Raw genomic sequence first — 10,883 nt, forward strand, 5'->3', positions numbered from 1 at the left:
CCCCACATCCGACTGGAAGATGGGTCAACGCAATGCGCGGCATTCCACTGGCAAGCACGATCACGGTCGTCTCGCGATCTTGCGAAGCCGGGGAGCCAGGGTCCCCGACTGAGTTTCCTTCTGCGCATGTCGAAGGTAACCGTCTGTCCGGCGCAACGGCCCCGGCGCGATCGACTCTGCGACACACACGCAGGTTGTCGCAAAACTGTTTCCAAAGAAAATTTGAAGTCCTTATGCCACTATTTGCCTGGCAAATGGGCCGTTAGCGTTGCGACTTCAGCAAGCACCTGCTCCTTCAACCACCCAATAAAGGGCTCACGGTCCCGACATGCCTCCCATTGTGCGTACATGGTCGTGCTGCCCGTCATGGGAGCAGAGACCACCTTAAGAGGCTGGGACCACGCCAGGTGCTGGGCCAGCCAGTCGGCCATAGTGACGATGAGGTCGGTGCCCGCGATCAGCCCGGGCAACGTCGAGATGTTCTCGGTCGTCGCCACGATGCGACGACGTTCCATCAATGGATGCTCGAGATCCATGAGCGCGGCGGCCCGTTCAATATCGGACGACACCGCAGCATGGCGACCGTTGTCATAGGCGCCGACATCGATCGCGTCCTCTATGGTCGGATGCTGGCGGCAGACCAGGCATGAAAGCCTCTGCTCCAGCAGAGGGATGTGACAGAACGCCGGATCGAGCATCGATCCCGGAACGATCGCCAGATCAACGCCGGAGGCGAACGCCTCCAGACTTGTCGCTGCCTTGAGCGTCGTCAGCCGGACGGAAAGCTCTTCGCCCTGCCGCAACAGGGCCTGCGCTACCTTGCTCAATAGGACTATCTCGATCGGCTGGGGAGCGGTCAGCGTGATGACACGACGGGCTTTTCCAGGATCGAAATCCAGGTCGAGAGCAAAAAGATCGTGCGACTGACGGATGAGTTGCCGCGCGCGGGGTGCTAGTGCCTCCCCAAGCTCAGTGCGTCGCATCCTCGCACCGCCATAGACCACGATATCGTCGTCGAAGAGATCTCTCAGCTTACGCAGTGACAGGCTCATCGCCGGCTGGCTAAGTCCTATTAAGTACCCGGCATTTGTCAGCGAGCTGGAATGAAGAACCGCATCTAAAGTGTAAATGAGGTTTATATTTATCCTTTTCACCTTAAGATCGACAATGGTTTCTTTTGTCATGATTTCGTTCCCGACTGACCCGGCTTCACCCCGCACTCCACAAACATCTTGAAGCACCTACGACCCTGTCAACCGTTGGGCTCGATGATCACGTTGAGCCCATCGGTCAGCCCGTCAAGTACGAAGGAATCGCCGTATTTGCGAAAGTTGGAAAGCGCGATGCGCCAGATTTTCAGGCTCATGCCGCGTCCTGCCCTCTCTGATGTTCCACGAACAAGCGCTCGAGCGCCCGTCTGGCGATCGCTCCTTCGCTGCCCCCCCGCTTCGATCATGCTCGTCAGCTTGGCCGCGGCCATGCCGATCATGCCCTCGAAGGTCGCTTCAGGACGCCGTCACTGCGCAACGTCGCCGTCACCGGCCCCTGGTTCCACGACGGCTCTGCCTGCACGCTCCGCGACGCCGTCGTTCGCCATGGCACACGGTATCAGCATCGCCGAGTATAAGAAGGCCGAAGGCAATCCTAACTCAAAGCCAGACGAGGCGTCGCTTCGGGCTGATCGCTTTCTTCTCACTCAGCACATTAAGAATACAACAGGTAGCACGGTCCCAAACGGCTTGGAAAAATGCACTACGCGCATAGTGGTAGTCATCTTAATTATGATAAATACTACATAGCTTCTAGAGGATATTTGATAATATTAAAAATAATAAGCATTGCTTTTTGATTAGCGACCTTTTGCGGGACTGGCCTATTAGACATAATTGTCGCAGTGATGGATTGCTTTTTTGCTATAACAGATATGGATTGTCGCATTTTGCCAGATGGTGTGACGCCATAAGCACTGAGAGAGTAGCCACCTTCTATTTTTTTATACCCGTCCGCTAAAGAAATTTTTTGTATAATATCAGTCGAATAAGAGAGATCAAAAACTTCAAACACTATTACAATGCTATCGCAGTATACAATAAGGGTTGATCCGTTAAGCTTCCCATCTTTAGTTCTGGGAACTCCAGATGGGTGTTCATCTTGAGCTGAGCACCCATTGCCACTAAATTTAGATAAATCTACTTTTAAGAAGCTTGTAAAAGCTTGCTCCTGAGCCATTTGTTTCATTTTTCTAAATTCATTTACGATTTGCTCTCTGCTTCTTACGACATTTTCCTCTAAGTTAGAAGGATAAATAGCATTTCTTGATATTTGAAAGTTATCTTTGCTTTCTAGTTTTTTGTTTGCGATAATTCCATTTGTGGCATCTTGGTCTTTGTAATTTGGAGTTGAAATGCTTGGTATATTCTGCAAAGAAAATATACTCATTAGCATTGCTAGTTTTAATGTACCAAACATTAGTACCACCCTTCACTTAAAGCGCAATCGTTAGCTGAGCTAATTCGGCAAGGTACTCCAGCGTCACCCTTTGCCCCACATTCAGCTTCAGCAATGCCATCAATGTAAGAGTAATAGCCGCCCAGCGGTATCGTTGGCCAGTAGCGCGTCGATCAGCTCGGTGTCGGTAGGGCATAGCAGGAGTGAGGCGCATCGGCTCGTCGCGGCGAGCAACAGTATGGATAACATGAGGCAGCCTCCCGAGAGATGCGACCGATACTCCGAACGCCGGTTCGACACCAACTGCGACGGATCGGCAGTTGTAGCATTTGCCCCCCCGCCTGCTGACCCCCGAATGATAAGTGAGCATTGCGGCACTGCCTGAAGTACGGCAGCGTCGCAGAATGCCTCAGCGCCTGAACCTCACCGCGCTCCTTGTAGACGGATATGACGCCGCCCTCGCCTTCTTCGTCGAGACGCTTGGCTTTGAAGTGCGCGAAGACACCCCGCTCGGAGAAGGAAAGCGATGGGTTGTGGTCGCACCGCACGGTGCGGCGAACGGTCTTCTACTAGCGCGAGCCGTCGGCGATCGGCAGCGGAATGCCATAGGCGATCAGAGTGGTGGTCGCGTGTTCCTGTTTTTAGAGACAGACGACTTCGCACGGGACCACCTCACCTACAGGCAGCGGGGTGTCCGGTTTGTCGAGGAGGCTCGCCACGAGCCATATGGCATCGTGGCGGTATTTGAGGACCTCTATGGCAATCGATGGGATCTGATCGAGCCGACGATCGCCGGGCGCTGAGCCTCATTTCGCGATCCCAACATGGAAGCCTCGGCAGTCTCGATGGTCGGTAATTGGCGAGGAATGAGCCACCCTCCCCTCACGCGCTCGCGTGGTGCGTGCTTCCGTCGGCCTGCACATCGGGATCACCCTGTTTCACCGGCTTTACCGCCACATTGGATCTCCTTTTAATATCCAAACCGGATGGCAATCATAGCTCTGCTTTGACAACACGCAGCGGCACCGATAGGGAGGTGGCATTAATATCCTTTTGGGGTGCTTCCGTGATTGTCACGATAGGAAATACAAAGGGTGGCGTGGGTAAAACCACCTTGGCCGTTCAGATCGCGATCGCGAGGGCGATGGCAGGCAGGGACGTCTGGCTCGTCGACGGAGACCGTCAAGGCACCGCTGCGGCCGCGATCGCCGCTCGTGCCCAGGCAGGGCGACTTCCCGGCATTGCCTGCGCTCAATACCCCGATGGTCCTGGCCTGCGGGCTCAGATCCAGCAGCAGCGAGACAAGTGGCAAGACATCATCATCGACGCCGGCGGGCGCGACTCCACGGCTCTCCGAGCTGCGCTTGTCCTGTCAGACGTGCTGCTCGTCCCCTTCGCGCCGCGATCCTATGACGTCTGGGCGCTAGAGGACATGGCGGCGCTCATCGACGAGGCGCAGAGCGTTCGCGACGGCCTTCGCTGTTTCGCGGTGATGAACCAAGCGGATCCAGGTGAGAAGTCGACCGACAACGCTGAGGCTGCCGCGGCGGTCAAGGACTTCCCGCAGTTCGAGTACCTCCCCTCCCCCATCCGGCGCCGCAAGGCGTTCAGCAACGCGGGTGGCGCGGGCCTAGCCGTCTCCGAGCTGCCAACGAAGGACACGAAAGCCGCTATCGAGCTCGACACGTTGATTGCATCGCTTTTTAATATTCCTTCGCGATCCTGATAGGAGCCAGATAAATGGCTATCACACCTCGACCTAAACCGGTTGCCAACGCAGCTTCGACCGCCGCGCAGGATGCCTTTATCAGCGGGGCCCCTGATGCTTCGCCAGTCATGAAGGACGCGCCAGCGGAGTATGAGAAAGGGATCAAGAAGGGAAACAAGCGTCAGATCACACTAACTATCGCGCCCGAGCTACTCGAACGCGTCGACCAGGTCGCGAGGCGCACTGGGCAGGCGAGGGCGGCTGTCATCAACATGGCCATCTTCCAGGCGATCGAGGGCGATCTATTCCGCTCATAAGGCTGCAGGTTCACAATGGTTTTAATATCCATGGACGATCCTTTGCCAATCGAATAACTTGGGCCTTCAGGGCGACTTCCCGGCATTGCCTGCGCTCAATATCCCGATGGTCCTGGCCTGCGGGCTCAGATCCAGCAGCAGCGAGACAAGTGGCAAGACATCATCATCGACGCCGGCGGGCGCGACTCCACGGCTCTCCGAGCTGCGCTTGTCCTGTCAGACGTGCTGCTCGTCCCCTTCGCGCCGCGATCCTATGACGTCTGGGCGCTAGAGGACATGGCGGCGCTCATCGACGAGGCGCAGAGCGTTCGCGACGGCCTTCGCTGTTTCGCGGTGATGAACCAAGCGGATCCAGGTGAGAAGTCGACCGACAACGCTGAGGCTGCCGCGGCGGTCAAGGACTTCCCGCAGTTCGAGTACCTCCCCTCCCCCATCCGGCGCCGCAAGGCGTTCAGCAACGCGGGTGGCGCGGGCCTAGCCGTCTCCGAGCTGCCGGCGAAGGACTCGAAAGCCGCTGTCGAGCTCGACACGTTGATTGCATCGCTTTTTAATCTTCCTTCGCGATCCTGATAGGAGCCAGATCAATGGCTATCACACCTCGACCTAAACCGGTTGCCAGCGCAGCTTCGACCGCCGCGCAGGATGCCTTTATCAGCGGCGCCCCTGATGCATCGCCAGTCATGAAGGACGCGCCAGCGGAGTATGAGAAAGGGATAAAGAAGGGAAACAAGCGTCAGATCACACTAACGATCGCGCCCGAGCTGCTCGAACGCGTCGATCAGGTCGCGAGGCGCACTGGGCAGGCGAGGGCGGCTGTCATTAACATGGCCATCTTCCAGGCGATCGAGGGCGATCTATTCTGCTCATAAGGCTGCCGGTTCACGATGGTTTTAATATCCATGGACGATCCTTTGCCTATCGGATAACTCGGGCCTTCAGCTTCAAGGCGTCTGTCGTCTATGTCTGAGCCACAGCTATTTTCGCCTCGCGACGGAGCCGACTACCTTGCAATTGGCAAGGATGAGATCGTCTGGTTCAAGGACGCCGAGGTATATAGCGACGATCCGGACGAATTAATTCCGCCGGCATGGAGCGCCCTTGTCTGTGGGTGGCCGCGCAGCCAGAGATTCCGCAACGTCGATTTCTCTGCTGATGAACTCAGCTCCATCTCAGCTCCATCGCGGAAGGGATCATCGCCGATCCTCTCGCGGGCTACCCTATAGCCTGTCTCGGCACTCCGCCTATGCCGGCCGCCATGGACGATCGCCGCGCGAACGGCGTGACGTTCGATCTTACTACGCCGCTTATGAACCCGGACCTGCTCGGCGTCTTCCAGGTCAGTTATGTCTCTGGAGCGACGGGGCTGGGGTACTCCGATGGCATCCAGGGCTATCAGAATTTTGTGACCGTGCCGCGAGGCTATGTCATTGTCGTCGTCGCCTACGACTACGACGCGGTCAGGGTAGGGGCCGTGCTCCGCCCCGCTGACAAGCCAGATGGCCTATCAATGATGGAATTTCTTGATCTCGCGATCGAAGCGCTGGGGATCGAAGAGCTTGACCACAATTTTGACCTGCATGTCCCAACGGGATTGGCTTAACCCCTTTTCAATCGTGTTTTAATATTAAGGCCATCTCTTTCCGCGGTGCTTATCGCGACATACGGTCGGACCGGCTTCAGGCCACCAAGCCCCAGGTTGAGCCAACTAGAGGTGCAAGCCGATCACGACCAACCCGGTAGCCAGGCCGCCCGCGGCCATCTTGGCGGCGCCCAACATGCGTGCCCGAGGGCCATAGCGAGTGACTTTCCAGGTCCGGTCGATCGCCGTTCTCACGCCCAGTGCGCCGTCGACGAGGAGCAGCGATCCGATGACGAACAGCAGGATTGTCACCGCCTTGGCGAACGTCCGCGGCTGCATTTCCGATAGGACGAACGATAGCACGAGTAGCATCGTCACGATGCCGTAGCCGGACCCGATCAGGTCGATGACGTTCCGCAGCCGGTAAAGGCCGGGATGCTGAACCATCCTCACGAGCGTCAGCGGCCGCGAGCATCGCCAGCACGGCTCGATCGACCAGAGTGGCGGCAGGGTCACCACAATACTCGAGCAGCACGGGCATCGTACCTCGCGCCTCTGGATCAGCTCCGACGCCCGGCCGGTGGGCGCAATGAGGGCTGGCTTAACCCGACTGGTTGTCGCCATATCCGCTTCCCTCGTCACCCCAGACGATGTCGTCGTCGTTTCTGGTATCGACCGGGGCAGGGGGGTCTCCTCGGAAGCAGGCGGCGTCGCAGTGTACCATCGGTCGCTTGCGACAGAGCATCTGCTTACCTCCGTCCATGATCGGCTAGTTGCCACGGCGCTGGCATGGATTGTTATGTCGATCGCGAAAGCCGCAAGGCACAGCGATCGGCAATGCCTTTGGCTCGGCCACCTCCTCGATAGCGTCCGAGGCCTCAGCTTCTTCGAAAAGATCGTTCTGCATCAACATGGCGGTGCCTATCGATTGAAGGGGAGGGGGGTGTTCCGGCCTATGGCCACCCTTCTCCTCCCCCCTTTTCTCTATCGCTGTGGCACGCCTGCCGGCGCAGCCGCGGGGACCACTGTGCCAGGGGCTGGAAGCGTTGGTGCGGGCGCAGCCGCAGCTGCCGGCGCCAACCGTCCCTGTGCCTGTGTCATCAGCTTCTTGAGTGCGTCGAGCATCGCCAGTGACGTGATCTTGCCCATGTCGGTCGACGTGTACGAGCCGCCCAGCGCACCGATCCCCGAGTTGGTGAGCAAGCCCCCGCCCAAAATCGATAGGTCCTTCTTGCGGGCCGAGCCGGTCGCAACGGCCTGTTGAATGCCGGTTTTGACCTCGACCAGCGTCAGCATCGTTTGGCTCGCCTTGACCTTTTGTTTGAAGCCCAAGCCACCAGGGAACATCGAGCCGAGCCCACCACCGCTGCCACCGGAATCGTTGTCGGAATAGAGGACCTTCGCCTGCAGCAGGTAGTCGGCCGCCTTCAACGTCGCCTGGTTATTGGCTCCGGCGACAGAACCACCCGCAGCAAGCTGCCGCTCGCGTTGAAGAGCATCGAATCCCTCGCCGCGGTCGACGATCTGGAAACATCCGCTTTGCGCCACCAGCAGCTTCAAGAGGGGCAGGGGGTCCACCCGCTGGCTTCCACCGTTCTGCGCTTCTGCCATTCGGATCAGCGCTGCCATGCCGGCGGGCATGCCATCGGTCGGACTGGCTGCGCTGCGTTCCTCCACCAGGGCGACCGTACCAAGCGATCGGTCGCACCTTGGCACCTCGGTCGTCTCGTCGATGCCGATGCCGCCTTTGCCCATTTTCTGAGCCGAAGCTGACGTTGCGGCAGCTGCAAGCATTCCTACGATCGCAATCGTTCTATACATGGTCGTTCCCTACTCAGTTTAGTGGTTCTGGGTTGGTGATATTACTTTTGGTTGGCAGATTCCCCACTGGACTCCGGTTCAGATTGATTGTGTGGTAGCCCAGGCGGGTGAAGGTCATAGGACTGACGACTGTCTCGTAGGTCGTCGAAGAACCAAACCATTTATTCGGGCCGTGCCACTTGTCACCTTCGATGATCTGTACGCGATATACACCCGGCGGCACTGGTACAGATGTGTCTTTGGCACGTTTCACGTAAACCGAAATTACATGCGCATCTGTTTCGCTGTTGAGTAATTGTACGACCGCATTTGCCGGTCCCGCGACCACGCGGATTCGCGACGTCGCAGATCGTGGATCGACGCTATCGTGGACGGTTACCGTTTCCGATGCGGGGAAGGGCAGTTCCACACCGAAATCTGGCAGCCATCCGCTTCGCTTCGCTTCGCGATAAGCTGGCACCGCCAGTGGCAGCGCACAGAGCAGCAGTATCAGCCCATTTCCACCGTTAGCGAGCCAGCCGCCGCGTGCGACTGGTGGAGCTCGCCGGCCATCGCAAAACTCGCGTCTGAACCTACGATCGTTCCACCATATGCTGGCGCCGGCTTGCTTTTGACGCTGTCTATAACGGGCGCGCATGTAGTCGCGATCATCAATGCCCACGCGATGCGCTCCTGGCTTCCTGCGCACGCCGGCGGACGGCTCGCTGGTGGATGAGGCGGAGCTGCTGCGCGAAGTCGGCGATTACGTAGGAAAATTCGTCGGCAACCTCCTGCTCGGCCGCGCAGGTCGGAGCGATCGAGGCCGCGGCCAGCACGAGGTGGGCTGCGGCGATCGGATGAGCCTGCATCAGGTGAAAGGACTGCGTTCGAAAGCCGTCGGCGAGGTCCGCGTCCGCTCCCTGCTGCAATTCGTCGGAGGCCGGCGAACCAACCGGTTGGTCACGATGTGCCATCCTCAAGCCTGTCGCGCTTGCTGGCCGACGTTCGTTGGCAATCTCTCATCAGCCTCCAGTGGTCGTTCCTGATGTATCGTCAGGAGCATCTCACGGACGACCACAGCCTGGTCCGCGTCTGTAAGCCAATTTCGGTAACGGGGATTCCATCGGCCTAAGCCGTCGCATGCGCGTTTTAGCCGGTCACCTGCTCCATCCGTCTCGTCGGCGAGGAAGGCAATGCGGCCATCGGGCAGCGCACGTTCGTGGATGCCGGGGATGACCTCGATCTTCGTCGACGCCTTGCCGGCGCGGATTGGCTTGGAGGGGGCAGGGGGCGCCGTTTCGACCTCTACCGGGACTATGGGGGGACCTCGGCAACCTCATTGGCAGTGTCCGTCTGCCCAGCGTCATCATGCGCGTTTGGAACGCTACCAAGGTCAGCGTCTGCAGGGGGATCAGGCTCCAGCTTCAAGGCCGAAGCTGGCTCATCTTCCGGGACCGCTGCGGCGGAAGGATAATCGTCCTTCCTCGGGGGCAACCCGACCAGCTCCTCGAACGTGCGCGGGTCCGGTTGATGGCTGGCGGCCAACTGCTGAGCGATTGCCGTCAGCGATTTTGCCGCGACGCCGGAGGAGAACAGGCGACCTAAGGGCGAGATGCCGCCAAACTCCGCCCAGGCAGCGATGAAGTTGTCCGCTTTGTAGATGGCGACGTCGCTGCCAACCTTGGACCGGTCTATCGAGCAGTCCGACGGGATGATGACGAAGGCACCGATCTTCTCAAAGGCGAGGTCGTGCTTCTGGGCCTTCAACCACGCCCGAAGAACCTCTTTTTGCCGTCGGCTTGCGCTAGCGGGTTGGGAATATCTATCGGCCGTCGCCGACCCTCATACCAGACCAGCCATTCGTCGTGCTCGTTCTTGGACAAGCGCCCACGATAGTTTTTCACCTCCACGACCGTCGCGGTGCGCGAGAGCCGCGAGAGGATGATGTGATCGAACTGAGCGAAGCCGCCTATCCCGTCCGGCAGCCGCAGATCGTGGAGCAAGACATGATCCTGGCTATCATGGAAATGCCGATCGAGGATGTGTGCCGTCGCTCGCTCTCCCTCGAGCCCGCGGCGGCGGGCAAGCGCGTTCCTTCTTGTCCGCTCGGGCAGCCTCTCGAACTCTGCGCCAGCGATGAAGGCTGCGAAGTCGGCGCATTCGTCTGCTTTGGTCGAATGTTTTACGATCATTGTGCTCCCCCCGCGGCTTCGGTCCATCCGGACGCGTCCACGTTTCCTGTCGATCTATTGGCCGCCGGCTGAAGGTCAGCCTCGGGTGTCCTGCGCGGATCGTCATCGTAGGCGAGCACAGCGATGCTACGGCCGCCACCACGCTCAATCTCGGTGATCCTGGCGATCGCCGCGGCCACCGAACGGCAGGCACCGTCATCGACGCCGGCGCCGGCTGCTACGAAGAGGATCGTTCGCGCGTCGCCCGCAAACCAACGGCAGATCGAGACGCGCGGCATCGTCGATTGGCGGCCAGCGAACCGACCGGCGCATTCCTGCAGGAGCGCCAAGGTCATCCATCCGAAGCGGGTGTCCTCAGGATCATCCAGATTGAGCCGCACATGCTCGGCTAGCCCGGCATAGGTCAGGGCCCGGATCTCGGCCGAGATCTCACGCAAGCCCGCACCCGGTTCACTGGCGAGATACCAGAGGATCTCCGCCAGCACGATGCTGGCAGCATTGAACACCCGTTCCGGTAGATCGGTCCTGATGCAGGATCGCCTCGCTTGCCTCGGCAAGCTCTAGGCGCTCGATGTGATCGGCGAAGATGTCCCAATTCGTGTGCCCCGCATCGATCAGCCGGTCGCGGTCATAGTCGATATGACGTCGGACCAGCTGACTACCCTCGTCGACGATGACCAACCGCTGCTGCCCGGATCGTGCTGCCCGAATGTGCGCGGCAAGCACGTCCGCAGGGATCGTGTCGGCGGTGCCGCGTAGGATCAGCGTCATCGGCTGACCTCCGACCGGCCGCTATGGGCGGCGCAGCCGCTGCGGCGGCATTGATACCCGAAAGCACG

The 10,883-nt window shown here is 59.1% G+C and carries 17 protein-coding genes and 1 pseudogene; 7 read left to right on the top strand and 11 right to left on the bottom strand.

Features of this window, described 5'->3' with window-relative positions; genetic code table 11:
- Nucleotides 1–239 precede the first annotated feature (239 nt).
- Together AC07U4_RS20655 and AC07U4_RS20660 are read right to left on the bottom strand one after the other, a co-directional pair.
- Nucleotides 240–1,184: a LysR substrate-binding domain-containing protein gene (locus AC07U4_RS20655; RefSeq protein ID WP_495196860.1), complete on the bottom strand. Its 945-nt coding sequence runs from the start codon at nucleotides 1,182–1,184 to the stop codon at nucleotides 240–242.
- Between the two features lie 68 nt (nucleotides 1,185–1,252).
- On the bottom strand, nucleotides 1,253–1,489 hold the full coding sequence (locus AC07U4_RS20660) for a hypothetical protein (RefSeq protein WP_495196861.1): 237 nt from the start codon (nucleotides 1,487–1,489) through the stop codon (nucleotides 1,253–1,255).
- 9 nt (nucleotides 1,490–1,498) lie between these two features.
- Between AC07U4_RS20660 and AC07U4_RS20665 the strand changes: the two are divergent.
- A pseudogene (locus tag AC07U4_RS20665) lies at nucleotides 1,499–1,597 on the top strand (cytochrome-c peroxidase); the annotation flags it as partial.
- 194 nt (nucleotides 1,598–1,791) lie between these two features.
- Here AC07U4_RS20665 and AC07U4_RS20670 read toward each other — a convergent pair.
- Entirely contained in the window at nucleotides 1,792–2,469 is a 678-nt protein-coding gene (locus tag AC07U4_RS20670; protein ID WP_495196862.1) for a hypothetical protein, read from the bottom strand.
- A 383-nt stretch (nucleotides 2,470–2,852) separates the two neighbouring features.
- On the opposite strand from AC07U4_RS20670, the gene AC07U4_RS20675 reads away from it, so the two are divergent.
- The 6 genes from AC07U4_RS20675 to AC07U4_RS20700 all read left to right on the top strand — a co-directional run bounded on the left by AC07U4_RS20675 (nucleotide 2,853) and on the right by AC07U4_RS20700 (nucleotide 6,073).
- The gene (locus AC07U4_RS20675) at nucleotides 2,853–3,251 is read left to right on the top strand and encodes a VOC family protein (RefSeq protein WP_495196863.1); all 399 of its coding nucleotides are present in this window, start codon (nucleotides 2,853–2,855) and stop codon (nucleotides 3,249–3,251) included.
- 263 nt (nucleotides 3,252–3,514) lie between these two features.
- On the top strand, nucleotides 3,515–4,174 hold the full coding sequence (locus AC07U4_RS20680; RefSeq protein ID WP_495196864.1) for an AAA family ATPase: 660 nt from the start codon (nucleotides 3,515–3,517) through the stop codon (nucleotides 4,172–4,174).
- Between the two features lie 14 nt (nucleotides 4,175–4,188).
- Complete coding sequence (locus tag AC07U4_RS20685) at nucleotides 4,189–4,473, top strand: CopG family transcriptional regulator (protein ID WP_495196865.1); 285 nt, start codon at nucleotides 4,189–4,191, stop codon at nucleotides 4,471–4,473.
- 276 nt (nucleotides 4,474–4,749) lie between these two features.
- Nucleotides 4,750–5,043, top strand: coding sequence for a hypothetical protein (locus AC07U4_RS20690; RefSeq protein WP_495196866.1), 294 nt, complete (start codon nucleotides 4,750–4,752; stop codon nucleotides 5,041–5,043).
- Nucleotides 5,044–5,057: 14 nt separating this feature from the next.
- Complete coding sequence (locus AC07U4_RS20695) at nucleotides 5,058–5,342, top strand: CopG family transcriptional regulator (protein WP_495196867.1); 285 nt, start codon at nucleotides 5,058–5,060, stop codon at nucleotides 5,340–5,342.
- Between the two features lie 386 nt (nucleotides 5,343–5,728).
- A complete protein-coding gene (locus AC07U4_RS20700; protein ID WP_495196868.1) occupies nucleotides 5,729–6,073 on the top strand; it encodes a hypothetical protein in 345 nt (114 codons plus the stop codon).
- A gap of 105 nt (nucleotides 6,074–6,178) precedes the next feature.
- On the opposite strand, the gene AC07U4_RS20705 is transcribed toward AC07U4_RS20700, so the two are convergent.
- The 8 genes from AC07U4_RS20705 to AC07U4_RS20740 all read right to left on the bottom strand — a co-directional run bounded on the left by AC07U4_RS20705 (nucleotide 6,179) and on the right by AC07U4_RS20740 (nucleotide 10,815).
- Nucleotides 6,179–6,568 (bottom strand): hypothetical protein, encoded by a 390-nt coding sequence (locus AC07U4_RS20705; RefSeq protein WP_495196869.1) that lies wholly within the window; start codon nucleotides 6,566–6,568, stop codon nucleotides 6,179–6,181.
- Nucleotides 6,569–7,036: 468 nt separating this feature from the next.
- A complete protein-coding gene (locus AC07U4_RS20710) occupies nucleotides 7,037–7,873 on the bottom strand; it encodes a CsgG/HfaB family protein (protein ID WP_495196870.1) in 837 nt (278 codons plus the stop codon).
- Between the two features lie 13 nt (nucleotides 7,874–7,886).
- Nucleotides 7,887–8,534 carry a hypothetical protein gene (locus tag AC07U4_RS20715; protein ID WP_495196871.1) on the bottom strand — a complete coding sequence of 216 codons (648 nt, stop codon included), beginning with the start codon at nucleotides 8,532–8,534 and terminating at the stop codon, nucleotides 7,887–7,889.
- Nucleotides 8,524–8,826 (bottom strand): hypothetical protein, encoded by a 303-nt coding sequence (locus AC07U4_RS20720; RefSeq protein WP_495196872.1) that lies wholly within the window; start codon nucleotides 8,824–8,826, stop codon nucleotides 8,524–8,526. The genes AC07U4_RS20715 and AC07U4_RS20720 overlap by 11 nt, the downstream gene beginning before the upstream one ends.
- A 340-nt stretch (nucleotides 8,827–9,166) precedes the next feature.
- Nucleotides 9,167–9,619 carry a hypothetical protein gene (locus AC07U4_RS20725; protein WP_495196873.1) on the bottom strand — a complete coding sequence of 151 codons (453 nt, stop codon included), beginning with the start codon at nucleotides 9,617–9,619 and terminating at the stop codon, nucleotides 9,167–9,169.
- Nucleotides 9,616–10,044, bottom strand: coding sequence for a nuclease-related domain-containing protein (locus AC07U4_RS20730; protein WP_495196874.1), 429 nt, complete (start codon nucleotides 10,042–10,044; stop codon nucleotides 9,616–9,618). The genes AC07U4_RS20725 and AC07U4_RS20730 overlap by 4 nt, the downstream gene beginning before the upstream one ends.
- On the bottom strand, nucleotides 10,041–10,550 hold the full coding sequence (locus AC07U4_RS20735) for a hypothetical protein (RefSeq protein ID WP_495196875.1): 510 nt from the start codon (nucleotides 10,548–10,550) through the stop codon (nucleotides 10,041–10,043). Before AC07U4_RS20735 ends, AC07U4_RS20730 begins: the two co-directional genes overlap by 4 nt.
- Nucleotides 10,495–10,815 carry a type IV secretion system DNA-binding domain-containing protein gene (locus AC07U4_RS20740; RefSeq protein WP_495196876.1) on the bottom strand — a complete coding sequence of 107 codons (321 nt, stop codon included), beginning with the start codon at nucleotides 10,813–10,815 and terminating at the stop codon, nucleotides 10,495–10,497. The genes AC07U4_RS20735 and AC07U4_RS20740 overlap by 56 nt, the downstream gene beginning before the upstream one ends.
- Nucleotides 10,816–10,883: the final 68 nt, after the last annotated feature.

The organism is Sphingomonas sp. GW821-FHT02B09, assembly GCF_059421875.1.

Coding starts and splice junctions, on each gene's coding strand:
- AC07U4_RS20655 (WP_495196860.1), bottom strand. CDS start 1,184: ATGACAAAAGAAACCATTGTCGATCTTAAGGTGAAAAGGATAAATATA.
- AC07U4_RS20660 (WP_495196861.1), bottom strand. CDS start 1,489: ATGATCGGCATGGCCGCGGCCAAGCTGACGAGCATGATCGAAGCGGGG.
- AC07U4_RS20670 (WP_495196862.1), bottom strand. CDS start 2,469: ATGTTTGGTACATTAAAACTAGCAATGCTAATGAGTATATTTTCTTTG.
- AC07U4_RS20675 (WP_495196863.1), top strand. CDS start 2,853: ATGCCTCAGCGCCTGAACCTCACCGCGCTCCTTGTAGACGGATATGAC.
- AC07U4_RS20685 (WP_495196865.1), top strand. CDS start 4,189: ATGGCTATCACACCTCGACCTAAACCGGTTGCCAACGCAGCTTCGACC.
- AC07U4_RS20690 (WP_495196866.1), top strand. CDS start 4,750: ATGGCGGCGCTCATCGACGAGGCGCAGAGCGTTCGCGACGGCCTTCGC.
- AC07U4_RS20695 (WP_495196867.1), top strand. CDS start 5,058: ATGGCTATCACACCTCGACCTAAACCGGTTGCCAGCGCAGCTTCGACC.
- AC07U4_RS20700 (WP_495196868.1), top strand. CDS start 5,729: ATGGACGATCGCCGCGCGAACGGCGTGACGTTCGATCTTACTACGCCG.
- AC07U4_RS20710 (WP_495196870.1), bottom strand. CDS start 7,873: ATGTATAGAACGATTGCGATCGTAGGAATGCTTGCAGCTGCCGCAACG.
- AC07U4_RS20720 (WP_495196872.1), bottom strand. CDS start 8,826: ATGGCACATCGTGACCAACCGGTTGGTTCGCCGGCCTCCGACGAATTG.
- AC07U4_RS20730 (WP_495196874.1), bottom strand. CDS start 10,044: ATGATCGTAAAACATTCGACCAAAGCAGACGAATGCGCCGACTTCGCA.
- AC07U4_RS20740 (WP_495196876.1), bottom strand. CDS start 10,815: ATGACGCTGATCCTACGCGGCACCGCCGACACGATCCCTGCGGACGTG.